This window comes from Blautia sp. DFI.6.71, from assembly GCF_020593585.1.
Lineage (GTDB): Bacteria > Bacillota > Clostridia > Lachnospirales > Lachnospiraceae > Blautia_A > Blautia_A wexlerae.
In genome coordinates, this window is sequence record NZ_JAJDMJ010000018.1 from 35,174 (window position 1) to 61,004 (window position 25,831).

40 protein-coding genes are annotated in these 25,831 nt (G+C 42.3%); 6 read left to right on the plus strand and 34 right to left on the minus strand.

Translation table 11 applies throughout. From position 1 onward, the window contains the following. Positions 1 to 525: 525 nt before the first annotated feature. The 30 genes from infA to murB all read right to left on the minus strand — a co-directional run bounded on the left by infA (position 526) and on the right by murB (position 18,253). Entirely contained in the window at positions 526 to 744 is a 219-nt protein-coding gene (gene infA, locus LJE12_RS09530) for a translation initiation factor IF-1 (RefSeq protein WP_005428560.1), read from the minus strand. A gap of 25 nt (positions 745 to 769) precedes the next feature. After that, positions 770 to 1,525, minus strand: coding sequence for a type I methionyl aminopeptidase (map, locus tag LJE12_RS09535; RefSeq protein ID WP_008707279.1), 756 nt, complete (start codon positions 1,523 to 1,525; stop codon positions 770 to 772). Positions 1,526 to 1,557: 32 nt separating this feature from the next. Beyond that, positions 1,558 to 2,202: an adenylate kinase gene (locus LJE12_RS09540; RefSeq protein WP_008707277.1), complete on the minus strand. Its 645-nt coding sequence runs from the start codon at positions 2,200 to 2,202 to the stop codon at positions 1,558 to 1,560. Between the two features lie 69 nt (positions 2,203 to 2,271). After that, entirely contained in the window at positions 2,272 to 3,588 is a 1,317-nt protein-coding gene (secY, locus tag LJE12_RS09545) for a preprotein translocase subunit SecY (protein WP_008707275.1), read from the minus strand. Further along, a complete protein-coding gene (gene rplO, locus LJE12_RS09550; protein WP_008707274.1) occupies positions 3,588 to 4,028 on the minus strand; it encodes a 50S ribosomal protein L15 in 441 nt (146 codons plus the stop codon). The genes secY and rplO overlap by 1 nt, the downstream gene beginning before the upstream one ends. Before the next feature lie 143 nt (positions 4,029 to 4,171). Beyond that, positions 4,172 to 4,354 (minus strand): 50S ribosomal protein L30, encoded by a 183-nt coding sequence (gene rpmD, locus LJE12_RS09555; protein ID WP_008707273.1) that lies wholly within the window; start codon positions 4,352 to 4,354, stop codon positions 4,172 to 4,174. A 15-nt stretch (positions 4,355 to 4,369) separates the two neighbouring features. Continuing rightward, on the minus strand, positions 4,370 to 4,879 hold the full coding sequence (gene rpsE, locus LJE12_RS09560) for a 30S ribosomal protein S5 (RefSeq protein ID WP_008707272.1): 510 nt from the start codon (positions 4,877 to 4,879) through the stop codon (positions 4,370 to 4,372). Between the two features lie 18 nt (positions 4,880 to 4,897). Continuing rightward, on the minus strand, positions 4,898 to 5,266 hold the full coding sequence (rplR, locus tag LJE12_RS09565) for a 50S ribosomal protein L18 (protein ID WP_008707271.1): 369 nt from the start codon (positions 5,264 to 5,266) through the stop codon (positions 4,898 to 4,900). A 17-nt stretch (positions 5,267 to 5,283) separates the two neighbouring features. Further along, the gene (gene rplF / locus LJE12_RS09570) at positions 5,284 to 5,823 is read right to left on the minus strand and encodes a 50S ribosomal protein L6 (protein WP_025579624.1); all 540 of its coding nucleotides are present in this window, start codon (positions 5,821 to 5,823) and stop codon (positions 5,284 to 5,286) included. An 88-nt stretch (positions 5,824 to 5,911) separates the two neighbouring features. Beyond that, the gene (rpsH, locus tag LJE12_RS09575; protein WP_008707269.1) at positions 5,912 to 6,313 is read right to left on the minus strand and encodes a 30S ribosomal protein S8; all 402 of its coding nucleotides are present in this window, start codon (positions 6,311 to 6,313) and stop codon (positions 5,912 to 5,914) included. Positions 6,314 to 6,456: 143 nt separating this feature from the next. Continuing rightward, positions 6,457 to 6,642 (minus strand): type Z 30S ribosomal protein S14, encoded by a 186-nt coding sequence (locus LJE12_RS09580; RefSeq protein ID WP_008707268.1) that lies wholly within the window; start codon positions 6,640 to 6,642, stop codon positions 6,457 to 6,459. A 15-nt stretch (positions 6,643 to 6,657) separates the two neighbouring features. Continuing rightward, positions 6,658 to 7,197 carry a 50S ribosomal protein L5 gene (rplE, locus tag LJE12_RS09585; protein ID WP_008707267.1) on the minus strand — a complete coding sequence of 180 codons (540 nt, stop codon included), beginning with the start codon at positions 7,195 to 7,197 and terminating at the stop codon, positions 6,658 to 6,660. A gap of 21 nt (positions 7,198 to 7,218) precedes the next feature. Then, positions 7,219 to 7,530 carry a 50S ribosomal protein L24 gene (gene rplX, locus LJE12_RS09590; protein WP_008707266.1) on the minus strand — a complete coding sequence of 104 codons (312 nt, stop codon included), beginning with the start codon at positions 7,528 to 7,530 and terminating at the stop codon, positions 7,219 to 7,221. 11 nt (positions 7,531 to 7,541) lie between these two features. Beyond that, positions 7,542 to 7,910, minus strand: coding sequence for a 50S ribosomal protein L14 (gene rplN, locus LJE12_RS09595; RefSeq protein ID WP_008707265.1), 369 nt, complete (start codon positions 7,908 to 7,910; stop codon positions 7,542 to 7,544). 13 nt (positions 7,911 to 7,923) lie between these two features. Further along, complete coding sequence (gene rpsQ / locus LJE12_RS09600) at positions 7,924 to 8,178, minus strand: 30S ribosomal protein S17 (protein WP_008707264.1); 255 nt, start codon at positions 8,176 to 8,178, stop codon at positions 7,924 to 7,926. Positions 8,179 to 8,193: 15 nt separating this feature from the next. Beyond that, the gene (gene rpmC / locus LJE12_RS09605) at positions 8,194 to 8,403 is read right to left on the minus strand and encodes a 50S ribosomal protein L29 (protein ID WP_020994114.1); all 210 of its coding nucleotides are present in this window, start codon (positions 8,401 to 8,403) and stop codon (positions 8,194 to 8,196) included. Next, on the minus strand, positions 8,393 to 8,830 hold the full coding sequence (gene rplP / locus LJE12_RS09610; RefSeq protein WP_008707261.1) for a 50S ribosomal protein L16: 438 nt from the start codon (positions 8,828 to 8,830) through the stop codon (positions 8,393 to 8,395). Before rplP ends, rpmC begins: the two co-directional genes overlap by 11 nt. Then, positions 8,830 to 9,486 carry a 30S ribosomal protein S3 gene (rpsC, locus tag LJE12_RS09615; protein ID WP_008707259.1) on the minus strand — a complete coding sequence of 219 codons (657 nt, stop codon included), beginning with the start codon at positions 9,484 to 9,486 and terminating at the stop codon, positions 8,830 to 8,832. The genes rplP and rpsC overlap by 1 nt, the downstream gene beginning before the upstream one ends. Positions 9,487 to 9,497: 11 nt before the next feature. After that, positions 9,498 to 9,887: a 50S ribosomal protein L22 gene (rplV, locus tag LJE12_RS09620; RefSeq protein WP_008707257.1), complete on the minus strand. Its 390-nt coding sequence runs from the start codon at positions 9,885 to 9,887 to the stop codon at positions 9,498 to 9,500. Between the two features lie 88 nt (positions 9,888 to 9,975). Continuing rightward, the gene (gene rpsS, locus LJE12_RS09625; RefSeq protein WP_227226625.1) at positions 9,976 to 10,257 is read right to left on the minus strand and encodes a 30S ribosomal protein S19; all 282 of its coding nucleotides are present in this window, start codon (positions 10,255 to 10,257) and stop codon (positions 9,976 to 9,978) included. 15 nt (positions 10,258 to 10,272) lie between these two features. Continuing rightward, positions 10,273 to 11,118, minus strand: coding sequence for a 50S ribosomal protein L2 (rplB, locus tag LJE12_RS09630; protein ID WP_008707253.1), 846 nt, complete (start codon positions 11,116 to 11,118; stop codon positions 10,273 to 10,275). A 123-nt stretch (positions 11,119 to 11,241) separates the two neighbouring features. Continuing rightward, a complete protein-coding gene (gene rplW / locus LJE12_RS09635) occupies positions 11,242 to 11,541 on the minus strand; it encodes a 50S ribosomal protein L23 (protein WP_008707251.1) in 300 nt (99 codons plus the stop codon). Further along, positions 11,541 to 12,161 carry a 50S ribosomal protein L4 gene (gene rplD, locus LJE12_RS09640; RefSeq protein ID WP_008707249.1) on the minus strand — a complete coding sequence of 207 codons (621 nt, stop codon included), beginning with the start codon at positions 12,159 to 12,161 and terminating at the stop codon, positions 11,541 to 11,543. Before rplD ends, rplW begins: the two co-directional genes overlap by 1 nt. Before the next feature lie 21 nt (positions 12,162 to 12,182). Beyond that, positions 12,183 to 12,815, minus strand: a complete 633-nt coding sequence (gene rplC, locus LJE12_RS09645) for a 50S ribosomal protein L3 (RefSeq protein WP_008707247.1) — start codon at positions 12,813 to 12,815, stop codon at positions 12,183 to 12,185. Between the two features lie 96 nt (positions 12,816 to 12,911). Beyond that, the gene (rpsJ, locus tag LJE12_RS09650) at positions 12,912 to 13,229 is read right to left on the minus strand and encodes a 30S ribosomal protein S10 (RefSeq protein ID WP_008707245.1); all 318 of its coding nucleotides are present in this window, start codon (positions 13,227 to 13,229) and stop codon (positions 12,912 to 12,914) included. A gap of 563 nt (positions 13,230 to 13,792) precedes the next feature. Further along, on the minus strand, positions 13,793 to 14,938 hold the full coding sequence (locus LJE12_RS09655) for a hypothetical protein (RefSeq protein WP_008707244.1): 1,146 nt from the start codon (positions 14,936 to 14,938) through the stop codon (positions 13,793 to 13,795). A gap of 207 nt (positions 14,939 to 15,145) precedes the next feature. After that, positions 15,146 to 15,400: an HPr family phosphocarrier protein gene (locus LJE12_RS09660; protein ID WP_008707243.1), complete on the minus strand. Its 255-nt coding sequence runs from the start codon at positions 15,398 to 15,400 to the stop codon at positions 15,146 to 15,148. After that, positions 15,397 to 16,356, minus strand: a complete 960-nt coding sequence (gene whiA, locus LJE12_RS09665; protein WP_025579631.1) for a DNA-binding protein WhiA — start codon at positions 16,354 to 16,356, stop codon at positions 15,397 to 15,399. Before whiA ends, LJE12_RS09660 begins: the two co-directional genes overlap by 4 nt. A 10-nt stretch (positions 16,357 to 16,366) precedes the next feature. Further along, positions 16,367 to 17,254, minus strand: a complete 888-nt coding sequence (gene rapZ, locus LJE12_RS09670; protein ID WP_025579633.1) for an RNase adapter RapZ — start codon at positions 17,252 to 17,254, stop codon at positions 16,367 to 16,369. Positions 17,255 to 17,332: 78 nt separating this feature from the next. After that, positions 17,333 to 18,253: a UDP-N-acetylmuramate dehydrogenase gene (murB, locus tag LJE12_RS09675; protein WP_173721270.1), complete on the minus strand. Its 921-nt coding sequence runs from the start codon at positions 18,251 to 18,253 to the stop codon at positions 17,333 to 17,335. Positions 18,254 to 18,902: 649 nt separating this feature from the next. On the opposite strand from murB, the gene LJE12_RS09680 reads away from it, so the two are divergent. The 6 genes from LJE12_RS09680 (at position 18,903) to LJE12_RS09705 (ending at position 22,630) form a co-directional block, all read left to right on the plus strand. Then, positions 18,903 to 19,322 carry a stage V sporulation protein AB gene (locus LJE12_RS09680; protein WP_008707239.1) on the plus strand — a complete coding sequence of 140 codons (420 nt, stop codon included), beginning with the start codon at positions 18,903 to 18,905 and terminating at the stop codon, positions 19,320 to 19,322. Positions 19,323 to 19,439: 117 nt separating this feature from the next. Next, complete coding sequence (locus LJE12_RS09685) at positions 19,440 to 19,904, plus strand: SpoVA/SpoVAEb family sporulation membrane protein (RefSeq protein ID WP_022381085.1); 465 nt, start codon at positions 19,440 to 19,442, stop codon at positions 19,902 to 19,904. 69 nt (positions 19,905 to 19,973) lie between these two features. Further along, positions 19,974 to 21,056, plus strand: coding sequence for a stage V sporulation protein AD (locus tag LJE12_RS09690; RefSeq protein ID WP_020994117.1), 1,083 nt, complete (start codon positions 19,974 to 19,976; stop codon positions 21,054 to 21,056). A 30-nt stretch (positions 21,057 to 21,086) separates the two neighbouring features. Then, a complete protein-coding gene (locus tag LJE12_RS09695; protein WP_008707235.1) occupies positions 21,087 to 21,443 on the plus strand; it encodes a SpoVA/SpoVAEb family sporulation membrane protein in 357 nt (118 codons plus the stop codon). A gap of 6 nt (positions 21,444 to 21,449) precedes the next feature. Beyond that, positions 21,450 to 22,064, plus strand: a complete 615-nt coding sequence (locus LJE12_RS09700) for a stage V sporulation protein AA (protein WP_055052571.1) — start codon at positions 21,450 to 21,452, stop codon at positions 22,062 to 22,064. A 68-nt stretch (positions 22,065 to 22,132) separates the two neighbouring features. Continuing rightward, positions 22,133 to 22,630 (plus strand): QueT transporter family protein, encoded by a 498-nt coding sequence (locus tag LJE12_RS09705; protein WP_022381088.1) that lies wholly within the window; start codon positions 22,133 to 22,135, stop codon positions 22,628 to 22,630. Positions 22,631 to 22,801: 171 nt separating this feature from the next. On the opposite strand, the gene LJE12_RS09710 is transcribed toward LJE12_RS09705, so the two are convergent. The 4 genes from LJE12_RS09710 to LJE12_RS09725 form a co-directional block, all read right to left on the minus strand. Further along, complete coding sequence (locus LJE12_RS09710; RefSeq protein WP_008707232.1) at positions 22,802 to 23,515, minus strand: SigF/SigG family RNA polymerase sporulation sigma factor; 714 nt, start codon at positions 23,513 to 23,515, stop codon at positions 22,802 to 22,804. 2 nt (positions 23,516 to 23,517) lie between these two features. After that, complete coding sequence (gene spoIIAB, locus LJE12_RS09715; protein ID WP_020994121.1) at positions 23,518 to 23,943, minus strand: anti-sigma F factor; 426 nt, start codon at positions 23,941 to 23,943, stop codon at positions 23,518 to 23,520. A gap of 22 nt (positions 23,944 to 23,965) precedes the next feature. Then, positions 23,966 to 24,283: an STAS domain-containing protein gene (locus LJE12_RS09720; RefSeq protein ID WP_306441450.1), complete on the minus strand. Its 318-nt coding sequence runs from the start codon at positions 24,281 to 24,283 to the stop codon at positions 23,966 to 23,968. 204 nt (positions 24,284 to 24,487) lie between these two features. Beyond that, positions 24,488 to 25,825, minus strand: a complete 1,338-nt coding sequence (locus LJE12_RS09725; RefSeq protein ID WP_055150455.1) for a tetratricopeptide repeat protein — start codon at positions 25,823 to 25,825, stop codon at positions 24,488 to 24,490. Positions 25,826 to 25,831 lie beyond the last annotated feature (6 nt).

Genomic DNA, 25,831 nt, shown 5'->3' on the forward strand with positions numbered 1-25,831 from the left:
TGCAGTTTTTTGAGCGCACAAATACAATATACTCACGCGTTCGGCTTATATATTATCACAGCAAAATATAAAATGCAAGCACTTTTTTGAATAAAATCACATTTTTTCATTTTCTCCCCCATTTCCCCCAATCATCCATCTATAAAAACTAGTTTTAATATCTATTCCGGAGCATGTTTGAAAAATCACAGCTAAACCTTCCCACTGCCAACACACAGCGTAGAAAAATAATTCATTTCATGTGCATTTGCAGGTATCTTAGATATTCTTAGGCGAAAAAAATCTGCGTTATGAGCCGACTGTATCACTGTCTGAGCGAAGTTTGCAACGGAGCGAGTTTGATAAGGCGGCTCATGCCTTTAGCAGATTTTTTTCACCTTAGAATATCTTAGATGCCGAAACCGCACATGAAATGAATTATTTTTATACGCGTCCCTTTTACGCGTCCCTTCTGGCACAAAAAAAGAGAACCAGATCCCTCCAGCTCTCTTTCTCATCACTGCACCAACTGCAGTCCAATATTTCTTACTTATCTCTCCAGATAATCCTGCCCTTAGACAGATCATACGGAGACAGTTCAATCGTAACTTTATCTCCAGGAAGAATACGAATAAAATTCATACGTAACTTACCACTGATATGTGCAAGCACCACATGTTTGTTCTCCAGTTCCACTTTAAACATCGCATTAGGCAGCTTTTCCAGAACAGTGCCTTCCACTTCGATTACATCTGCTTTTGACATTTTAAACCTCCTGTATGTCGTCCAATTATTTCGTAAGAGTCAGAATCTCCGGATCTCCGTCTGTAATAAGAATCGTATTCTCATAATGAGCAGAAAGAGAACCATCCATAGTTACAACAGTCCACTCATCATCCAGCCATGCCACATCTGCACGTCCCAGATTGATCATAGGCTCTACAGCAAGTGTCATACCCGGCATCAGACGAACTCCTCTTCGCTTCTGCGGAAAATTCGGGATCTGCGGATCCTCATGAAGGTGAGTGCCGATTCCATGTCCAACCAGGTCGCGGACAATCCCATAATGATATTTTGCAGCATGAGCACCGATTGCCTTGGAAATATCATTCAGATGATTTCCCGCACGTGCGGCCTTGAGTCCCTCAAAGAAACACTCTCTGGTCACATCCATCAGCTTACGTGCCTGCGGTGAAACTTCACCGACAGCATAAGTCCTCGCTGCATCAGAATGATACCCCTTATAAATAAGACCGGCATCAATCTTTACAAGATCTCCCTCCTGAATGATCTTCTCTTCAGACGGGATCCCATGAACTACCTCATCATTCAGACTGATACAGAATGACGCCGGAAACCCTCCGTAGTTCAGGAAATTCGGGATGCATCCCAGATCACGTATCATCTGTTCTCCGATACGGTCAATCTCCTTTGTGCTCACTCCCGGTTTAATGTAAGGGATCAGACCATCATGCACTTTTTCAAGCAGATGACCTGCCTCCCTCATAAGTTCAATTTCATGTTCTGTCTTGATAGAAACCGACATTTTACCTCCAGATGGTGTTTAAAAACACCCAATTACTCTCCCAGGATGGCAACAATATCTGCAAATACTTCTTCAAGATCTTTTGTACCATCCACTGATTTTAAAATTCCCTCTTTAGTATAATAATCGATCAGCGGCTGTGTCTGCTCATGATATACGTTAAGACGTTTCTGAACTGTTTCAGGCTGGTCATCATCACGAAGCACCAGTTTCTCTCCACAGGTATCACAAACGCCCTCAACCTTCGGTGCTGCATGTACAACATGATAAGTAGCACCACATTTCAGGCAGGCACGTCTTCCGGACATACGGTTTACAATATTGGAATCCGGAACATCCACATCGATTGCATAATCAACTTTACTTCCCAGTTTGTTCAGAGCCTCTGTTAAGCACTCTGCCTGAGGAATTGTTCTTGGAAAACCATCCAGCACATAACCATTTGCTGCATCCGGCTGTTGTATTCTGTCCACAACCAGATCACAGGTCAGTTCATCAGGTACGAGAAGTCCCTGATCCATATAAGTTTTTGCTTTTTTACCCAGTTCTGTTCCATTTTTGATGTTTGCGCGGAAAATATCTCCGGTAGAAATATGCGGAATCTGATATTTCGCAGCAATTTTCTTCGCCTGAGTTCCTTTTCCTGCCCCCGGTGCACCCAACATAATGATTTTCATAAGTTATACCCTCCGTTTTCTTTTTTAGCAAATCAAGGCTGTGATGCCATGCACCACAACCTCTCATTTTTAATTGTTCAGAAAGCCTTTGTAATTACGTACGAGAAGCTGTGACTCAATCTGTTTCACAGTTTCGAGGATAACACCAACAATAATGATGATAGATGTACCACCGAATGAAACATTCGCTCCGAATACACCATTAAAGATGAACGGAATCACGCACACAATGATAAGACCTACTGCACCTATAAATATAATATAATTTAAGATATTAGTCAAATAGTCTGACGTAGGTTTTCCAGGACGAATACCCGGAATAAATCCACCCTGCTTTTTGATATTATCTGCTACTTCCAGAGGATTGAATGTAATGGAAGTATAGAAATATGCAAAGAAAACACAAAGTACGATGTAAAGAACCAATCCCCATGTATACTGGAGCTGTTTCGGATTACACCAGTTATTGGAAGAAAGACCACGAATAATCTCACTTCCGATTCCTGTACCATTACCTTTTCCTGTTAACTGCGCAATGACAGCCGGGAAAGACATAATGGAGGATGCAAAGATTACCGGGATAACACCGGCGGTGTTAACCTTCAGCGGAATATTGGTGGACTGACCGCCCATCAGCTTTCTTCCAACCATTTTCTTGGAATACTGAACCGGAATTCTTCTCTCTGCTCCGTTAAGGATAAGTACCAGAACTACTACCAGAAGAATAACGGCTGCAATGATCAGTCCTGCAAGAGTACCCTTTGCAATTGTTTTTCCTTTAATAAAGTTCTCATACAGTAATGTCAGGTCGCTTGGTACTCTGGAAATGATATTAATGGTAAGTACGATGGAAATACCATTTCCAACGCCTTTTTCCGTAATACGCTCACCGAGCCACATCAGCATAGCTGAACCGGCTGTAAGGCAGGCAACAACTACAACACCTTTAAAGAAGTCCAGATTCGGAATCATACCCTGACGTCCGAATCCGATTGCCATTGCGATTGACTCAAATAAAGCAAGACCTACGGTCACATAACGTGTGATCGCAGTCATCTTCTTTCTTCCCTCTTCACCATCTCTCTGCATTTCTTCCAGTGCCGGAATTGCAATGGTAAGAAGCTGAATGATAATGGAAGATGTAATATATGGTGTGATGTTTAATGCGAAAATTGACATTCTTTCAAATGAACCACCGGTAAATGCATCAAAGAAATTGAATGCATCACCGGCATTGCTGCTGAACCACTGTTTGAAGAAATCACTGTCAACTCCCGGTACCGGAATCTGGCAGCCGATACGGATGATAAAAATCATCCATATCAGATACAACAGCTTGCGTCTCATTTCTTTCACTCTAAAAACATTTTTAAGAGTTTCAAACATTAGATCACCTCTACTGTACCACCAGCAGCTTCAATTTTTGATTTTGCAGTCTCGCTGACAGCATTTACTTTGACATTAAGTTTCTTTGTCAGCTCACCGTTTCCAAGAATTTTAACGCCATCAGCGATCTTGGAGATTGCACCGCTTGCAAGTAAGCTTTCTGCTGTAACTTCTGCACCATCTTCAAAACGGTTCAGTACGTCAACGTTGATTGCAATAATCTCTTTTGTATTTCTGTTTTTGAATCCTCTCTTAGGCAGACGTCTGTATAAAGGCATCTGACCACCTTCAAATCCCGGTTTCTTGTGACCGGAACGAGCTAACTGTCCTTTGTGTCCTTTACCGGCTGTTTTACCGTTTCCAGAACCATGTCCACGGCCTCTTCTGAAGTTATCGCTGTGCTTAGAACCTTCTGCTGGTCTTAAGTTTGATAATTCCATGTTGGCACCTCCTTATTATTATTTCAAATCTATAAGTTCAGATTGTATTGTGTCTGAATATGTTTCTGTATGCTCCTGCCATTCTCTGCGAATAACAGGTTCATATCAGATCCATATCAGAATTCTCTCTGGTTAAATCGCAATTAAGCTTCTTCAACCTTTACCAGGTGCTGTACCTGCTGAATCATTCCTCTTGTTGCTGCGTTATCCGGCATTTCAACTGTTTTGTGCATTTTTGTAAGACCCATAGCTGCAACAGTTTTTTTGTGTTTCGGAACTGCACCAATAGGAGATTTTACTAATGTAACTTTTAATGTGTTTGCCATTTTTGTATTTCCTCCTTAAGCCAGAATCTCATCAACAGATTTTCCGCGAAGTCTAGCAACTTCTTCCGGAGTTTTTAACTGTCTTAAGCCTTCGATTGTTGCAAGAACAACGTTCTGTTTGTTTCTGGATCCCATACATTTTGTACGGATGTTTTTGATACCAGCTAACTCGATTACCGCACGGGCAGGACCGCCGGCGATAACTCCAGTACCTTCCGGAGCTCTCTTCAGAAGCATTTCAGCGCTTCCGTATTTTCCAACGAAGTCATGTGTAATAGAGTTGTTTTCGTCTCTTGCTACTGTTACTAATTTCTTAATAGCATCCTCTTTTCCTTTGCGGATCGCTTCAGGAATTTCGGCTGCTTTACCTAAACCTGCACCAACGTGTCCGTTGCCGTCACCTACAACAACTAAAGCTGTGAAACGGAAGTTACGACCACCTTTAACAACCTTGGTAACACGCTTGATTGATACTACTTTATCTTCTAATTCTAACTGACTAGCATCAATAAGATTACGTTTCATGTGTTTCGCTCCTCCTTATTAGAATTTCAGCCCAGCTTCTCTTGCTGCGTCTGCCAGTGCTTTAACTTTACCGTGGTAGATATAGCCTCCTCTGTCGAAAACAACGCTTTCGATGCCAGCTTCAACAGCTTTCTTACCAATAACGGTTCCTAAATGTGCAGCAGCTGCTACATCATCAGTGTTCTCTAACTCAGCTCTTACTTCTTTCTGAAGAGTAGAAGCAGATACTAAAGTTTTTCCTACAGTGTCATCAATGATCTGAGCATAAATATGCTTGTTGGAACGAAATACTGCTAAACGTGGTGTTGTTGCAGTTCCGTTTAAATGATGACGTAATCTTCTATGCTTATTCTCACGAATTTTCGCTCTAGATGCCTTATTTACCATTTTCTCACCCTCCTGAATTATTTCTTACCAGTCTTACCAACTTTACGTCTGATAACTTCATCAACATACTTAATACCTTTACCTTTGTATGGCTCAGGTCTTCTCTTGTCTCTGATCTCAGCTGCAAACTGGCCGACTTTTTCTTTGCTGATACCGGATACGATAATCTTGTTACCATCTACTTTGGTTTCGATTCCGTCTGGATCTTCCATTTCTACCGGATGAGAATATCCAAGGCTAAGCACAAGCTTTTTGCCCTGTTTTGCTGCTTTATAACCTACACCGTTAACTTCAAGCTCTTTTGTATAGCCTTCGCTTACACCAACAACCATGTTGTGGATCAAGCTTCTTGTTAAACCGTGAAGAGATTTCATTTTCTTTAAGTCGTTTGGTCTGGATACTACTACATGACCATCTTCGACTTTGATTTCCATTTCTGTAGGAAGTGCTCTTTCGAGAGTTCCTTTTGGTCCTTTTACAGTTACTACGTTGCCTTCAGCGACAGTTACTTCTACGCCTGCAGGAATAGCAACCGGAAGTCTACCAATTCGTGACATATGTTTGTCCTCCTTACTTAGATTATCGGAGAGGATGTTTCATCCTCTCTGTTTTCAGTTTGTTCTCTATAAAAAATCTTGGTTCAAATTACCAAACGAATGCTAATACTTCGCCGCCAACCTGAAGTTTACGAGCTTCTTTATCAGTAATAACACCTTTGTTTGTAGAAAGAATTGCGATTCCAAGTCCACCAAGAACTTTTGGAAGCTGATCCTTACCTGCGTAGATACGAAGACCAGGTTTGGAGATTCTCTTTAAACCAGTGATGATTTTTTCGTTTTTGTCTTCACCGTATTTCAGTGTGATATGAAGAGTTTTAACAACTCCGTCTTCAACTAAATCATATTTTGCAATATATCCTTCATCAACAAGGATGTTAGCAATTGCAGTTTTCATTTTGGATGCCGGAACATCTACTGTGTCATGTTTTGCAGTGTTTGCGTTACGGATTCTTGTAAGCATATCTGCGATTGGATCGCTCATTGTCATGTTAGTTTCCTCCTGTTATTCAGACTTTACATGTGCATATATATTAATTGTTTACATTGTTACCTGTTTTATCATAAATCTCGTTTGGACATATGATCGGACTGATAAATCAGCCGATCGTTTATTTTATTTAAATCCGGTTCCTACCAGGAAGCCTTCTTAACACCCGGGATCTGTCCCTTGTAAGCTAATTCACGGAAGCAGATTCTGCAGATTCCGTACTTTCTTAAAACAGAATGTGGACGTCCACAAATATTGCAACGTGTATATTCTCTTGTGGAGAATTTCTGTTTACGCTGCTGTTTGATTTTCATTGCTGTTTTAGCCATGAATCGTTCCTCCTATTATTTTGCAAACGGCATATTGAATAATGTCAGTAATTCACGAGCTTCTTCATCAGTCTTGGCTGTAGTAACGAAGATGATGTCCATACCTCTTACTTTGTCAACTTTGTCATATTCAACTTCCGGGAAGATCAGCTGCTCTTTGATACCCAGAGCGTAGTTTCCACGACCATCGAATGCGTTCGGGTTAACACCACGGAAGTCACGTACACGAGGAAGTGCAAGGTTGATCAGACGATCAGCGAACTCGTACATTTTTTCTCCTCTTAATGTAACTTTACAACCGATCGGCATACCCTCTCTGATTTTAAAGTTAGCGACAGATTTTTTAGCTTTAGTAGCGATTGCTTTCTGTCCTGTGATAAGTTCCATATCTGCGATTGCAGCATCAAGAAGCTTAGCGTTTTCTTTGGCTTCACCAACACCCATATTGATTACGATCTTGTCGAGTTTTGGCACTTCCATAACATTTTTGTATCCAAATTTTTTGGTCATGGCATCCATGATCTCATTTTTGTACATTTCTTTTAATCTACTCACTTGTCATGCCTCCTCTCTTAATTAATCGATAACCTTACCGGTCTTTTTAGCAACGCGGACTTTTTTGTCGCCGTCCATCTGGAATCCTACTCTTGTAGCCTGTCCATCAACAACCAGCATAACGTTGGAGATGTGCAGTGGAGCTTCTTTTGTAATGATTCCGCCCTGCTGATTTGCAGCAGATGGTTTGCTGTGTTTTGTAACTTTGTTGATATTCTCAACAACAACGGTATTGTCTTTTGCGTTAACTGCAAGGACTTTACCCTCTTTGCCATTATCTTTACCAGCGATAACTTTTACAGTATCACCTTTTTTAATTTTCATAGCTGACATTAGGCACCCTCCTATAATACTTCCGGAGCTAAGGAAACGATCTTCATGAATTTCTTTTCACGAAGCTCTCTGGCAACTGGTCCAAAGATACGTGTTCCTCTCGGAGTTAAGTCGTCTTTAATGATTACGGCAGCATTTTCATCGAAACGGATGTAAGATCCGTCTTTACGACGAGCGCCTTTTTTAGTTCTAACTACAACAGCTTTTACAACGTCACCTTTTTTAACAACGCCGCCTGGTGTTGCATCTTTAACAGTAGCAACGATTGTATCGCCAATGCTTGCATATCTTCTTGTAGAGCCGCCCATAACACGAATACAAAGGATTTCTTTTGCACCAGTGTTGTCGGCAACTTTCAGTCTAGTTTCCTGCTGGATCATACTGGTTTCCTCCTTATTTAACTTTCTCTACGATTTCAACCAGTCTCCATCTTTTATCCTTGGATAACGGTCTGGTTTCCATAACTTTTACGGTATCACCGATATTGCACTCATTGTTTTCGTCATGAGCTTTTAATTTATATGTTCTCTTCACGATCTTTTTGTAAAGAGGATGTTTTACATGGTCTTCAATAGCAACTACAATGGTCTTGTCCATCTTATTGCTGACAACCTTACCCACGCGGGTTTTTCTCAGATTTCTTTCCACGATAGTTTCCTCCTATTATTTGGAAGCGTTAGCCTGCTCAGTAATTACTGTCTGGATTCTTGCAATGTTCTTGCGAACCTCTTTAATGCGGCTTGTATTCTCTAATTGATTAGTTGCATTCTGAAATCTCAGATTGAAAAGTTCTTTTTTAGCAGCTACTAATTCTTCATTTAATTCTGCAGCTGATTTTGCCTTTAAATCTTCCACGAATTTATTAATTTTCACTGTTATCACCGCCTTCTAAGTCTGCACGAGAAACGATTTTACATTTACATGGTAACTTGTGCATCGCAAGACGTAATGCTTCACGAGCGATTTCCTCGGAAACGCCTGCGATTTCGAACATTACACGTCCTGGCTTAACAACTGCTACCCAGTATTCGAGAGCACCTTTTCCGGAACCCATTCGTGTTTCTGCTGGTTTCGCTGTTACTGGTTTATCTGGGAAAATCTTGATCCAAACCTGACCACCACGTTTGATATAACGAGTCATAGCAACACGGGCTGCTTCGATCTGGTTGGAACGGATCCAACACGGTTCGGTTGCAACAAGTCCGAATTCACCATAATTGATCTTATTACCTCTAAGGGCTTTTCCTCTCATGGAGCCACGGAATTGTTTACGACGTTTTACTCTTTTTGGCATTAACATTATTTATCGCTCCCTTCCTTAGTTCCTTTTGTTGGAAGTACTTCGCCATTGTAGACCCAAGCTTTTACGCCAACTTTGCCGTATGTTGTGTCTGCTTCTGCGAATCCATAGTCAATATCTGCACGAAGTGTCTGAAGCGGAATAGTTCCTTCGCTGTAGAACTCTGTACGAGCCATATCAGCACCGCCAAGACGTCCGGATACGGATGTTTTGATACCTTTAGCTCCGGCCTTCATTGTTCTCTGCATTGTAGATTTCATAGCACGTCTGAAAGAGATACGGTTCTCAAGCTGAAGTGCGATATTCTCTGCTACTAACTGAGCATCCTTGTCTGGTCTCTTTACTTCTTTGATATCTACGATAAGTTTCTTGTCTGTGAATTTCTTTAATTCAGCTTTAACTTTTTCGATCTCAGCTCCGCCTTTACCGATTACGATACCAGGTTTAGCTGTGTAGATGATGATCTTAACTCTGTCAGATGCTCTCTCGATCTCAATCTTGGAAACACCTGCGCTGTATAATTTCTTTTTAAGGAATGTTCTGATGTTGTAGTCTTCTACCAGGTAATCAGCGAAGTCTGCATCAGCATACCATCTTGAATCCCAATCCTTGATAACACCGACTCTAAGGCCATGTGGGTTAACTTTCTGTCCCATGCTTTTCCTCCTTATCTTTCATCCAGCACGATGGTGATATGGCTTGTTCTCTTCTCGATTCTGTAAGCTCTACCCTGTGCTCTTGGCTGAATTCTCTTCATTGTAGGTCCTTTATCTGCATAGCAGGCTGCAACGTAGAGGTTGTCTGCATTCATTCCATTATTGTTTTCAGCATTTGCAATTGCTGACTCAAGAAGTTTCTTGATAACGCTGGAAGCGTATCTTGGGTTGTATGTTAAGATACCAAGTGCTGTCTGCACATCTTTACCGCGGATTACATCTAACACGTAGCAGGCTTTCTGAACAGAAATTCTTGCATAAGATAATTTTGCAGACGGTCTTGTCTCTCTATTACTCTCATTTCTGGCTCTTTTTATCTGGCTTCTATGTCCCTTTGCCATTTTAAAGTGCCTCCTTTCCTCTTTCTCTCAATATCAGGTTAACCTGTCCGCTGTCTTGTGGGCAGCAGACAGAATATAAAGTCAAATACTAGCGAACACTGGATTTCTTTTCGTCTTTTCCGTGTCCTCTGTAAGTTCTGGTTGCAACGAACTCACCGAGTTTGTGGCCAACCATATCTTCTGTTACATATACCGGCACGTGTTTTCTTCCGTCATGGACAGCGATTGTGTGTCCTACGAAGGACGGGAAGATTGTAGAACGGCGTGACCAGGTTTTGATAACGGATTTGTCATTTGCAGCGTTTAATGCGTCTACTTTTTTAAGTAAGCTGGCATCTGCAAAAGGTCCTTTTTTCAGTGAACGAGACATGCTTAATCCTCCTTATTATTTCGATAATGCTTTTCCATCGCGTCTTCTTACGATGAGCTTGTTGGACGGTTTGTTTTTCTTTCTTGTCTTCAGACCAAGAGCAGGTTTTCCCCATGGAGTACATGGACCTGGACGACCGATACCGGTCTTACCTTCACCACCACCATGTGGATGGTCATTCGGGTTCATTACGGAACCACGAACAGTAGGTCTGATACCCATGTTACGTTTACGTCCGGCTTTACCGATGTTAATCAGGTTGTGATCTCCGTTTCCGACAACGCCTACAGATGCGCGGCATACGATCGGAACCATTCTCATTTCACCAGATGGCAGACGCAGAGTCGCGTATTTGCCTTCTTTAGCCATTAACTGAGCGCCGTTTCCAGCAGAACGAACCATCTGTCCGCCCTTTCCAGGATGAAGCTCAATGTTGTGTACCATAGTACCAACCGGGATAAGCTCTAATGGTAAGCAGTTACCAACACGAACTTCTGCATCAGCTCCGTTCATAACTTTCTGACCTACTTTTAAGCCTTCCGGTGCAAGGATATATGCTTTCTCGCCATCTACATAAGAGATTAAAGCGATGTTTGCTGTTCTGTTTGGATCATACTCGATGGAAACTACTGTTGCAGGGATTCCATCTTTTCTTCTCTTGAAGTCGATGATTCTGTATTTTCTTCTGCTTCCGCCTCCGCGGTGTCTAACTGTAATCTTACCCTGGTTGTTACGTCCAGCGTTTTTCTTTAAAGACACGGTAAGAGATTTCTCTGGTGTAGATTTTGTAATCTCTGAGAAATCGGAACCAGTCATATGTCTTCTAGACGGTGTATATGGGTTATAACTTTTGATTCCCATTTTTGTTCTCCTTTCAAATTTGTCCTCACGCTTTTGAATGCGTATACTCGCGATAATCAGAGTGCCGAAGATTCATAAGAAGCAAAGCTTCCGAAGTGGCACTCGTACCGCATGGGCTATCAATTAAAGTCCTTCGAAGATTTCGATATCTTTGCTGTCTTCTGTCAGAGCTACGATAGCTTTTTTGGTTTTAGCAGTTGTTCCAACTGTCATACCACGGCGTTTTTTCTTTCCATCCATATTCATGGTGTTAACGCTCTTTACTTTTGTTCCTTCGAACATTTTCTCTACAGCTTCTTTAATCTGAGATTTATTTGCTTCCGGATGAACTAAGAAAGTGTATTTCTTTTCAGCCATTGCATTCATAGATTTTTCTGTAATCACTGGTTTCTTGATTACGTCATAGTACTTGATATCAGCCATTATGCATATACCTCCTCGATGGATGCTACAGCATCTTTGGTTACGATTACGGTGTTGTGGTTCATAACATCGTATACGTTGATAGTACTTGGAGTTGCAGTCTGAACATCAGTGATGTTTCTTGCGGAAAGGATTACGTTCTTGTCATCTGTTGCTGTGATAACCAGAGCTTTCTCAGCTTTCAGGTTTGTAAGAACTTTCTGCATTTCCTTTGTCTTAACATCTGCTAATGTAAGAGCATCAACAACTACTAATTTATTGTCCTGAACTTTGGAAGTCAGAGCAGATTTTAAAGCAGCTCTTCTTTCTTTCTTGTTCATTTTTACTTCATAATCTCTTGGTACCGGAGCGAATACAACACCGCCGCCAGTCCACTGTGGTGCACGGATGGAACCCTGTCTAGCATGACCTGTTCCTTTCTGTCTCCACGGTTTTCTTCCGCCGCCGCTTACTTCAGAACGTGTTTTAGCTTTCTGAGTACCCTGGCGATTATTTGCAAGCTGACGAACAACAGCAAGGTGAACAAGATGCTCATTGACTTCTACGCCGAATACTGCATCATTCAGTTCCATTGTTCCAACTTCGTTGCCTTCCATATTATAAACAGTTACGTTTGCCATTTGTGTGCTCCTCCTTTCTTATTATAAGGACTTTACTGTCTCTTTGATAGTAACCAAAGATTTCTTAGGTCCTGGAACAGCACCTTTAACTAACAGTAAGTTATTTTCTGTATCTACGCGTACGATCTCAAGGTTCTGTACAGTAACCTGAACATTTCCCATATGACCTGGCATGTGTTTTCCTTTGAATACCTTGCTCGGATCAGAACAAGCACCATTGGAACCTGCATGACGGTGGTATTTGGAACCGTGAGCCATAGGTCCTCTTGACTGACCATGTCTCTTGATCGCACCCTGGAAACCTTTACCTTTGGAAACAGCTGTTGCATCAATGTGATCGCCGTCTGCAAAGATATCAGCTTTAATTTCCTGTCCTACTGTATATTCAGCAGCGTTATCAAATCTGAACTCTTTAACGAATCTCTTTACTGCAACGCCAGCTTTGTCAAAGTGTCCTTTTTCCGGTTTGTTAACAAGGCTTTCTCTGATGTCTCCGAATCCAACCTGAACTGCTTCGTATCCATCGTTCTCTTCTGTCTTAACCTGAGTTACGACACAAGGACCAGCCTGTAAAACTGTTACCGGAATCAACTGGCCGTCTTCATTGAAGATCTGAGTCATTCCGACTTTAGTAGCTAAAATAGCTTTCTTCATTCTTTCTTCCTCCTTATAGCGGATTACCGATTACCGGCAATCATATAGTAAATAGCTTAATGCTTAGAGCATTATCAAATTGGGGTTGATGACTAATTATTTAGTCTTCATCTTGATATCGATGTTAACACCTGCTGGCATTTCCAGTCTTGACAGAGCATCTACTGTCTTCTGTGTTGGTGTAAGGATATCGATCAGTCTCTTATGAGTTCTCTGTTCGAACTGTTCTCTGGAATCTTTGTATTTATGAACGGCTCTTAAGATTGTAACAACCTCTTTCTTAGTTGGAAGTGGAACCGGTCCGCTTACCATTGCTCCGTTCTTTTTAACAGTCTCGATGATTTTTGCTGCTGATGCATCTACTAACTGATGATCATAAGCCTTTAATGTGATTCTCATTACCTGATTTGCCATAAAAAAAGTCTCCTCCTATTCGTACTTTTCAAGCAGTACGACAAGCGGCGACTGTACACATCTCCGTGTGTGTCTTTCGATTTTTTACCACACACGCCATCCCTGGATGGTCTTCTGAACTTGTACAGTGACTTGTCGTCAGTTTTCAAACTTGACATTCGCTCCACGGAAAACCTGCCATCTCGGTGGCAGCAACCTCGCGCTTCATTGCTATCAATGTCACAACAATTGAGAGTATACACGACCTCTCAGAAAAATGCAAGTGTTTTTTTCACTTTTTTTGATATTTTTTTGTACTTGATTCCGTACAATTATTTTATTGAATTTGGGCTTGTATGTCGAAACAAAAAAGAATCAACTTGTCGACACACTAATGGCTTTATTATATAGAAACATTACGGAATAGTGAACGACAAGGCCGATATCTGCAGGTCTGCTGACGCAGGACTTCACGATATGATGGAGATCGGATTGTCTGCAGTAAAAAGAACGTGTTCCTTCTATATTATATATATAGGAAGAAACACGTTCTTTTCATCGTCATATTTTTTCAATCTCTTATTTTATTCTTCAGCAGTCTGTTTCTGCGGATAGACCGGCTTCTCATCCGCAATGATATCGGAATAATCAAATAATGTAACCTTTGTAACATCGTCTCTCACAATATCCGGCGCATCGCCCTGACTTCTGGCTGTCTCGGCAATCTGTGCTGCCGACCATGTCGGAATTACCATACGCCTGATTTCTTCCTGTGCGTTTCCTTCTGTTTCCTCTGCTTCTACCGGTTTTCTGTCCGAAGCATTCATCATCTGTTTCAGCTGCTCTTTTACCTGAGGCACGATCACTTCTGTCTTTCCGGAAACAGGCTCCATATGTATATCACCTGCATCCGGTTTTGTCTGTACAGATTCTTCCTGCTTTACCGGTACATCCGCCGTAGCTGCTGCAATCTCTTTTCTGAGAAGTTCATGGGCTTCGCTTGTCGCAGTCTGAATTGTTTCCGGCTGCGCAGGCTTCACAGGTTCCAACTCATCTTCATAGATTTCATCCACAAAACCGCCTGTTTTAATTTTCTTTCGTTCCGGAGCCTTTCCTTTCCTGCGTGCCCTTTCCTCTTTCTTAATCTGGCGTTCCTCTTCTTTATAACGCTTCTCTCTTGCCTTCTCTTCTCTCTTAAGTTCCTTCTTGCTCTTAACATATCCGGGTTCTGTATCTGTTTCATCATAATCATCCTGCGGTTCTTTTTTCAGAAGTTCCGCAACTATATACAGAATTACCAGGAAAAGGACGGCAAGTCCGAGAATAATAAGTCCCTCTATGCTTTCTGTTGCAAGAAGGAGATATCCTGCATATCCTACTGTGATCACAACCTTCGGTATGTAATCCTTCACCTCAACGGCAACAGGTTCTGCATCTTTGTCACTGGAATCTATCACCTTAAAAATATGATTCTTTTTATCCATTTCCGTAATCATATAACGGTATGCTTTAGAATCAGTCTGATACAGAATAGAATCACCAACCGCTGCCTCTTTGATCTTTACCGGAATTGCATAAGTAACCGATCCCATGGGCAGATTCGTTTCTTTACCAGAATCATCCATAATCTCTGTCGTAATTCCCAAAAACGGCGGAACTGCCAGCCCGACAACACAGACAATGGTGCATATCACTATAAAATGTACAATAAATTTCAGAAATTTTGACATTTGTTACGCTCCTCATTTCTACTCTTTTCGCTCATTATACCCTGTTTTATCTTTATGGTCAATCTAATGTTATTGTTATGGCAATGAAATTGATTGCTGTGTTACTGTTCACTTTGTTCACAGTAACATTGCTGTCGTATACACGACAAAACACATCCGAAAAGCGGTCTTCCCTTCCGGATGTGTTCTATCCTGAATACTATTTGATCACTGATTACTTAAGTACTGCTCAATACCTGCCATAGCAGCTTCCTCATCCTCACCATTTGCAGATAAAGTAATTTCTTCCCCTGCATCAAGCCCAAGCGTCATCATACCCATAATGCTCTTTGCATTCACGCGCTTCTTTCCAATCTCTACATAAATCTCACTGTTGAACTGACTAGCCACCTGTACCAACTGTGCCACCGGACGCGCTTCCAGACCTGTGGATAAATTGATGGTGATTGGTTTTTTGATCATAATAATTCTCCTCCTTGTTTTTCCCGCAGTTCGTCAGCCATTGCACTCAGCTTTCTCAGTCTGTGATTGACTCCCGATTTGCCCACCTGCGGGCTTAACATCATTCCTAATTCTTTTAGTGTAGCTTCCGGATACTGCATCCGAAGTTCAGCAACCTGTGCAAGTCCTTCATTAAGCTGCTCAAATCCTATTTTCTGCCGGACCAGCTTAATATCCTCCATCTGCTTGACGGCTGCATTTACGGTTTTATTAATATTCGCAGTTTCACAGTTTACTTTTCTGTTTACTGAATTTCTCATTTCCTTCAGTATGCGGATGTTCTCCAGGTCCATCAATGCCACATTAGCTTCCATAACAGCAAGCATGTCAACAATCTGCGCACCTTCTTTCACATAGACCACATGTGATTTCTTACGCTGTACGATTTTGGCATCTACCGAAAAACTGCGGATGATCGTCTGTAGCTGCTCTGCTCTTTTTGCATCAGAACATACAATCTCAAAATGATACCCCTTCTCAGGATCACTGATTGAACCGGATGCTAAAAAAGCTCCCCTGATAAACGCCCGTTTGCAACAATTCTGCTGTACCACCAGCATATCCGACAATACAAGCGTACCCTGGTCGATACTGTTCGTGACAAGCCGCAGTGCCTGAAAAATTACCTGGATTTCTTCGGGATCAGTTATTTCTATTGTATATACCTTCACCCGTTTCAGGTGACTGTTCTCACGTACAAATATCTTTGTTTCTATATTAAATGTTTTTTGCAATAATGTAAAGCACTTTCTTGCAACTGCTTCATTTTCCGTCTGGATTTTCAGTTTACTGTCCCCTGAAAAACATTCCATTTTCCCACAGGAACATAAAATCGCAGCCAGTTCTGCCATTTTGCAATGTCTGGCCAATCCAATCTGTCTGGAAAGTTCTTCCTTCACCATCCCTGAAAAAGACATCTCTCCTTTATCATCCCTCCTGTTTTCTGACCAGTCGGTCTTTCTGTGCATCTCTGTGTTCCAGCCTGAATCCGTATTTTGTATTTCCAGACAATCTGGAATAAAGTTCTCTTGCCAGCGTGACGGAACGATGCTTGCCGCCTGTACATCCAATTGCGATCACCAGATTTGTCTTTCCCTCTTTCACATAATTCGGAATAAGGAAATTGATCATATCTTCCAGTTTATCCGCAAATGCCCTGGCTATATCACAATCCATTACATAATTAAAAACCCTGTCATCCAGCCCTGTCAGCGGTCTGAGTTCGTCCACATAGTATGGATTCGGCAGGAAACGCACGTCAAACACGAGATCCGCATCTGCCGGTATTCCATATTTAAATCCAAATGACAGTACAGAAATCATCATATTGCAGAAATCCTGATTATCTACAAATATCCTGTCGATCTCCTGTTTCAGTTCTCTTGTCAGAAGATTGCTGGTATCAATGATATAATCCGCACGCTCTTTCAGAAAACGCATCTTCTCTCTTTCCATCCGGATTCCATCATCCACTCTTCCCCCCATTGCAAGAGGATGACTTCTGCGGGTTTCTTTATAACGTTTGACCAGAACACTGTCCTGCGCATCCAGAAACAGGATTTCAAAATCATACCCTGCCTTTTTCATTCTGTCCAGTACAATCTCCAGCTCATCCAGAGAACGCCCGCTTCTTGCATCGATCCCCAGAGCAACATTCTGCACATCTTCTCCATGTATCTCAGGCATCAGTGATGCAAATTTCTCCAGTAAAGGGATCGGCAGATTGTCTACACAAAAATACTTCGCATCCTCCAACATTTTCAATGCAGATGTTTTTCCTGCTCCCGATACTCCTGTAACTATTACAAAACGCATTTTCTATCTCCCGTCACTTCTTAATCTCATCTGTTGCTCATTGGTCTTTGGTCACAGTACTTTTTCGATTCAGTCAGATCAAAATTTCCCAAGAAATTTCACTTCCGGTTCAAGAGTTACGCCAAACTGTTCTTTTACTTTATCCTGTACATCTCTGATCAGTCTGCACACATCTGCTGCAGTTGCATTATCTTTATTGATCACAAACCCACAGTGCTTCTCGGAAACCTGTGCACCGCCTGTCTGGTATCCTCTCAGCCCTGCATCCATGATCAGCTTTCCGGCAAAATACCCTTCAGGACGTTTGAATGTGCTTCCCGCACTTGGAAATTCAAGAGGCTGTTTGCTTACTCTCTGTTCTGTCAGTTCTTTCATTCTTGCTTTTATGGCTTCCTGATTCCCCTGTTCAAGAACGATCACTGCGCTCAACACCAGATATCCTTTTGTTTTCACAAGACTTGTGCGATATCCCATTTCCAGCTTCTCTGCCGGAAGTACGAGAATTTCTCCTGCAGCTGTCATAACAGTGACTTCTTTCAGCACATCTTTCATTTCACCGCCATAGGCACCTGCATTCATGACAACTGCACCGCCTAATGTGCCGGGAATTCCTCCGGCGAACTCAAATCCTGTCAGCGACGCATTTTTGGCTGCCGCCGCGATCTGTGACAGCAGAGCTCCTGCTGTTGCATGGATTTCATTTCCTTTTACTGTAATATCACCATAATTTCTGTAAAGCTGAATAATGACACCCCTGTATCCTTCATCGCTTACCAGAAGATTACTTCCATTTCCAAGAATGAAATATGGCAGTTCTTCATTTTTGCATATCTTCAGAATCCCGCTCAGTTCTTCCTCAGAAGACGGAAGCAAAAAGTAATCTGCCGGACCACCAATCCGAAATGTGGTATGACGTTTCATGGGTTCATCCACTTTCACTTTCTCTTCTCCCAGCAGATCATTAAATTTCTCTATTATATTCTGATTCACAGATTTCATTCCTCAATCTTTCTATATTTATTATGATTTGTTATGTTTCTTTTGACGTTTTCATTCTGTCGAATTTTCCGATCAGTTCCTAGTACATCGTTTCGTAAATAACTATACCAATCGCGTAGGATGCGGATTCGAGTGTGCTGGTATAAAAACGCAGGCGTAGCGGGCTACGCTGAGGCTTTTAGACCTGTGCAATCGGATTCGCAGACAAGTGAGTGGTATAGTTATTTCGAAAACGATGTACTAGAGTGTCAGATAATACAGTCATTATACTGTTACTGTTCACTCCGTTCTCAGTAACTTAACCAAAATTCATTCCAGATTGCCTGCGGCAATAGAATTTTGGCTTGTATGTCTCAGGATTTTGGCACATTCATGCAAAAATACCTCGCGGGATAGCGGTGTGTGAACAGTAACATTATACTATCTCTCTGTCCAAAAGTACAGTTATTCATACATTCTTTTGCTGCCGGATATATTACCAGAATTACTGTTCACTCTGTTCTCAGCAACAAATGAATGACAGTGTATATATTTTTATATTTCTGCCATAATACATATCACAGATATATCTGTCCGGTGCTTCACAATAACAGACTGCCGGACAGTTACCCGAAAACTTCTTTTGTTGTCGGCAGGATCGGAGGCACTTATGTTAGAGCAGATTTTTCTCGGATTTACAGGACTATGTTCCGGTTTTATTATTGCCGGAGGACTAACCGGTCTTATGATCGGCCTTTCTATTATTCCCAGATATGCAGGAATTACCCACACAGCAGATCATATATTGCTGTACGAAGACATCACATTCTGGGGAACCGAACTTGGAAACCTGTTCTTTCTTTTTCACTGGAATATCCGGTTCGGCACCCCGTTTCTGATTCTGTACGGGCTCTTTTCAGGGATTTTCCTTGGTGGATGGATCATGGCCCTGGCAGAGATGGCAGATATTTTCCCTATCTTTGCCAGAAGAAGCAGATTCCAGAGAGGTCTTTCTTTTACAATCCTGTGCATAGCCGCCGGCAAAACTGTCGGGGCACTGATTTACTATTATAACGGATGGCTGCCATAATTTCCAGCTAATCTTTAACATCAGTGCCAAAAAAGCAGCAATCGATTACTCTTTACTCCGTTCTCAGTAACCTGGTGTGCCAAAATTCCGGATTTTCAATCAGAAAGGTTTTATATTATGTCAGACAATAATCTCAGTCAGAAAAAACAGAAACAATATGAAGAATACGTAAAAGCAGTCACTCCTGTCCACAGCCTGCCACTGAATATGTGCAAAGCATTTTTCACAGGCGGAGTCATCTGTGTTGTTGGACAGGTCATCTTAAATTACGCAGATAACCTTGGGCTGGACAAAGATACCGCCGGCTCCTGGTGTTCCCTTATCCTGATCCTTTTCAGTGTGATCCTCACAGGATGTAATCTTTATTCCAAAATCGGCAGATTCGGCGGTGCCGGAAGCCTTGTCCCGATCACCGGTTTTGCCAATTCCGTAGCTTCCTCTGCGATCGAATATAAGGCAGAAGGACAGGTATTCGGCATCGGATGCAAAATATTTACGATCGCAGGACCCGTAATTCTTTATGGAATCCTGAGTTCATGGATTCTCGGTGTGATTTATTATCTTTTTACAATGATCCCGTAACTATTCAGCATCCATATCCTGAGAGGTGTTTTTGCATAAGAATCATACAATTATACAAGGAGGTTTCCTATGAACAGACAAATGACCTGCGGTACATCCAGCATTTCATTTCAAAATCCTGTCTTTGTTCAGAGCTGTGCTTCTGTTGTCAGCCGGAAAGAAGGGGAAGGGCCATTGGGCGCATACTTTGATACCATATGTGAAGATCCCATGTTTGGAACAGATACCTGGGAAGCTGCAGAAAGCACTCTGCAAAAACAGGCCGCTCTGCTGGCAATCAAAAAAAACGGCCTCACCTGTTCTGATATACAGCTTCTTTTTGCAGGCGACCTGCTGGCTCAGACATCAGCCTCTTCTTTCGGAACCGCTGATCTGAAAATTCCTTTTTACGGTCTTTTCGGAGCATGCTCCACTATGGGAGAATCTCTTTCCCTTGGTTCAATGTGTATCGACGGCGGGTACGGAAAATATATCCTCTGTGCAACTTCCAGCCACTTTGCCAGCGCAGAAAAAGAATTTCGTTTTCCCCTGGGATATGGAAATCAAAGGCCCTTATCTGCTACCTGGACAGTCACCGGTGCCGGAGCCTGTATACTTGGATATGAACCGCCACCACGCCCGGACAACAAAACACTAAACACACTCCGTAACCGCAATATCTGTGCAGTTATAACAGGAATCACCACCGGAAGACTGATTGACTTTGGGTTCAGGGATTCCCTCAATATGGGAGCTTGCATGGCTCCTGCTGCCTGCGACACCATAGCCCGAAATCTTCAGGATTTTCACCGAAAACCATCCGATTATGATGCCATCTTCACCGGTGACCTGGGCATGGTAGGACAGACAATCCTGTTCGACCTTCTCACAGAAAAAGGATTTGATATCTCATCTGTCCATCAGGACTGCGGTATGCTGATCTATGATCCTCAGACTCAGGATACACATTCCGGCGGCAGTGGATGTGGATGTGCCGCCTCTGTTCTGGCAGGCTATATTCTTCCGGGTATAATACAGAAAAAATGGAAAAGGATTCTCTTTGTTCCCACAGGTGCCCTTCTGTCAAAGGTAAGCTTCAACGAGGGGGATCCAATTCCCGGTATCGCACACGCTGTTGTAATAGAACAGTACAGGGTTCCGGATATGATGTAGATACAGAAATTTTTTCAGGAGGAAAAATACATGGACTATTTTAATGCATTCTGGACAGGCGGACTGATCTGTGCCCTGGTACAGATTCTTCTGGACAGGACAAAGCTTATGCCCGGACGGATCATGGTACTTCTGGTATGTACAGGCTCTGTTTTAAGCGCTGTCGGAATCTATCAGCCATTTGCAGAATTTGCCGGAGCAGGCGCTTCTGTTCCCCTGCTTGGTTTTGGCAATATCCTGTGGAAAGGAATGAAAGAATCCATTGACAAAAACGGACTGATCGGACTCTTTATGGGAGGCTTTACCGCCTGCGCGGTGGGAGTCTCCGCAGCTTTGATCTTCTCTTATCTTGCAAGCCTGATCTTCAAGCCCAAAATGAAAGGATAACATACCATGAGTGATACTCTCTATTTACAGTTAGATCAGAATATCCAGATAAACCATCCACACATTTATCTTCAGGACATTGCAAAACTTTCCTGCAGCAACAGTAAAATCCTGAATCGGCTCCGGGTGATGCCGGTTATAAATCTTGACCCGAATAAACCAGGACGTTATGTAATGTCTGTCATGGATCTGATCTCCGAAATCAAAAAAAAAGAACCGGACCTTGAAATCAATAATATTGGAGAAGCCGACTTTATCATCACTTTTAAAAACAAACCCGGTTCCGGGCTTGTCTGGCAGTGGTGCAAGATTATTTTCGTCGGTCTTGCCGCCTTTTTCGGTGCAGGTTTCTCTATCATGACATTTAATAACGATGTAGATGTCGGTGGTCTCTTCTCGCAGATCTATACCCAGGTCACAGGACAGACTTCCGGTCATTTTACTGTTCTTGAGATCACTTATTCCATAGGAATCGGACTTGGGGTACTTTTCTTCTTCAATCATTTCGGTCATATGAAAATAACAGATGATCCAACACCTATGCAGATACAGATGCGTCTGTACGAGGAAAATGTTAATAAAACTCTTATCAAAGACATTGACCGTACTTCCGAAAAGTGATATACTTCGATAGCCGAGTGTTCGAAACCTTCCACTCGTAAAACAAATACTAAAGGAGATAATCAAATATGAAAAACAAAGGTACTCAGTTTCTGGCAGAAGCAGCAGTGATCGGAGCCATTTATGTGGTTCTGACTCTTTTATTCGCACCACTCAGCTATGGCGAAATTCAGATTCGCTTTTCGGAAGCACTGACCATCCTGCCATTCTTTACACCGGCTGCGATTCCGGGGTTATTTGTGGGATGTATCATTGCCAATCTCTTTGGCGGTGCCATTCCTGTAGACATTATTTTCGGAAGCATCGCAACACTGATCGGAGCAGTATTTACTTACAGACTCCGCAGCTGCAACCGTTTTCTTGCGCCGATCCCGCCGATTGTTTCCAATGCAGTCATCGTGCCATTCGTACTTCACTTCGGATACGGAGTAAATCTTCCGATTCCGCTTATGATGCTTACCGTAGGTATCGGAGAAGTAGTTTCCTGTGGTGTAGTAGGACTGATTCTTCAGACAGCCCTTCTGAAATACAAAAATGTGATCTTCAGATCACAGAGAACTGTATAACTTACGATATATAACAATAAAGATATTATAGCAAAAAGAGTGTGCAATATTATAGTAATCCGCACACTCTTTTTGTTACTGTTCACTCCGTTCACAGTAACCTCTTTTTTATTTACCTCTTCAGAGAATACTCCACCTTCTACAAGCGGTGAGTTAATTACTCCCATCTGCTTATACCTGCTTTTTAAGTTCCTTCAGAATCCGCTTTTCCATCCTTGACACTTGGACCTGGGAAATTCCCATCTCTGCCGCAATCTCTGTCTGCGTCATATCCTTAAAATATCTCATACCGATCAGCTGACGTTCTCTTGCATCCAGTTTTTTCAGGATTTCATCCAGAAAAATCCTGTTCAGTGCTGCATCCTGTCCATTTTCTTTTTCCTGGAGCCTGTCCATAAGCGAAATATCATTTCCATCTCCCTGATAGATAATTTTGTGCAAAGATTCCACTTCAGCTCCTGATTCCATCGACATCACCACTTCATCTACTGAAAGTTCTGTCGCTTTCGCAACTTCCTCCAGTATCGGTTCACGTCCCAGTTCTTTTTCCAGTGCTTCTCTCGCAGAATAAATTCTGGCACAGTTCTCTTTCAGGTTTCTGCTCACCTTAAGCATCCCGTCATCCCTCAGATAGCGTCTGATTTCACCTATGATCATGGGAACAGCATAAGTTGAAAACTTCACATCGTACGAAATATCAAAACGATCTATGGCTTTCAGCAGCCCAATGCTTCCTATCTGCACGATATCTTCCATTTCCACACTGCGCCCGGCAAATCTTTTCGCCATGCTGTACACAAGTCCTGCGTTTTCTTTAAATACAGTATCTCTTGCTTCTTTATCTCCCTGTTGTGACTTCATGATCAGAGCAAGAGTATGGTCCATTCCTACCTCCCGATCGTCTTTTTCATATGGACAACTGTTCCATATCCCACCTGTGATTCTACTGTTACCTCATCCATAAACGCTTCCATAAATGTAAATCCCATCCCGGAACGATCCTTCTCCGGCTTTGTTGTAAAAAGAGGCTCCATAGCTTTTGCAACGTCTCTGATCCCCACTCCCTTATCGATCACATCAACCCATAATTTCTGCCCTTCCCTTCTGCAGAAAATCTCTATCTTCTGCACCTGGCCTTCATAAGCATGAATAATACAGTTTGTCACAGCCTCTGACACAGCAGTTTTCAGATCTGCCACTTCCTCCAGAGTAGGATTCAGCTGTGTGCAGAAAGCTGCCGCCGCAACTCTTGCCAGCCCCTCATTCTCAGGTCTGCTGTCAAAAATAATTTTCATTTCATTGGTATTTTCCATAATAGTTTTCTTCCCCCTCTCTTTAGACTTCCCCACAGATTTCGACAAATTTATATACCCCTGACAGATGCAGCAACTTTTCAATATAGGAATTTACTCCTGTAGCCTGTATACAGTCACCGCGCATCCCCATCATCCGGTATCTCCCCATGATCAGCCCTATCCCTGAACTGTCCATAAACGCTGTTCCTGAAAAATCAAATGTGATTGTTCGTATATATTTTTTCCGTATAATATCATCTGAATCTCTGCGTATCTCGTCTGTCACCATATGATCTACCTCTTTCGGTAAATGAATGATCAGGGAATTTCCCTGTATTTCAAATCTGTTCTCCATCATATCCCTCCTCACTTTTTGTCAGGCGAATGTTCGCAATCCACTTTGCAGTGTAGCTCTACATCAAATAACTGTTTATTGCTTTTCGCAGCCTCCTACTTGATTCGGTAAAAAAAGAGACACATGACTTCCATGCATCTCTTTTGTATCTTTACATCTTCTTATAATACTTCATGTCTTCTGCCACATCAAAATGAAAACCCGGTATCAGTATCCGGAATCGTCATAATCACCGGTGTCGTAACTTCCATCATCTGCCGAATCACCATCAGAATTATCGTAAGAACCATCATCATATTCCCCACTGTCATAGGAACCATCGTCATAACTTCCATCTTCCGCTGAATCTGAAGAAGCATCTCCCTCTGCGCTGTCAGCACTGCCGGTTCCGTCTGTGACTTTCGCATCTGTAGTTCCTTCGATCCCGGTCGTACCTGTAGTGTTACAGATCGTATTGTAAATTCCTTTCAGATCCGCAGGCAGCAAATCCGCATAAACATTCTGTATCTTCAATGCCGCTTCATCTGTATTCTGTTGCTGCAATGCTGAGTACGCCTCGATCAGAGCCTCATAACTGCTGCTTTTTTTCTTCTCTTCCTCTATCTGTTTGGAGGCCGCCTCAACTGTGTCTCCAGATTCCTGAGCCTGACTCTGTGCCTTGGTCAGCTCAGCTCCCTGACTGGACACTGCATCACTGTATTTCATAATCTGCTGATTCGCTTCCCTGTAGATTCCCTGACGTATGGCAGGAACAGCCAGAAGATAAAACGCCAGCAATCCTGCACAAAATCCGGCAACCAGTGTAAAAAACAGCGGAATCCTTCCTTTTTCTTTATACTGAGGAATCTGGATTGCCATATCATTCTCACTGCTGTCCACAGCTTTCCTGTTTCTTTTATTCTGACGTTCCAGACGTGTAGATACTCCTGTCTGTTCGTCAATCTCTCTCAAAAAACGAAGGGTTGTTGTATTTGTTTTATCAATCCGCGCGGCTTTCCTTAACGTCTTTCTTGCCTTGTTATATTCCCCCTCTTTCATCTGCACAAGTGCCAGAAGATGGTAACCTTTGATCAGTTTTGGATTCTGTATGAGAATCTTCTTCAGCCTGATCGCAGCCATATCCTCATGACCTTCCCTGCACAGATTTAAGGCATCATTATACTTTCTGATCGTTTCATTGATCGCCTCAAGCTTATTGGAGTTCGCCTGCAGCTTGTTAATATATTCTGATGCCAGATTTCTGGATGGCTGAAGATTCTTACTGATCACCCATTCACTGAGTGCGGCAACCACCTCCCCTGTCTCAAAATATACCAGTCCAAGAAGATTTCTCGCCTGAATGTTATGCTTATTATAAATAAGACTCTGCTTCAGACAGTCAATCGCCCCTGAAAGATCGCGGACACTGGCTTTCTCAAGCCCCCGGTTGTAATACTGTCTGGAAAGGTAATCTACCTTTTTCTGGATCAGCACATTACATCCACATTTCGGGCAGTAATCCAGATCTTTGTCCACCAGAAATGCGCCACAATTCATACAATTCATGTGTAT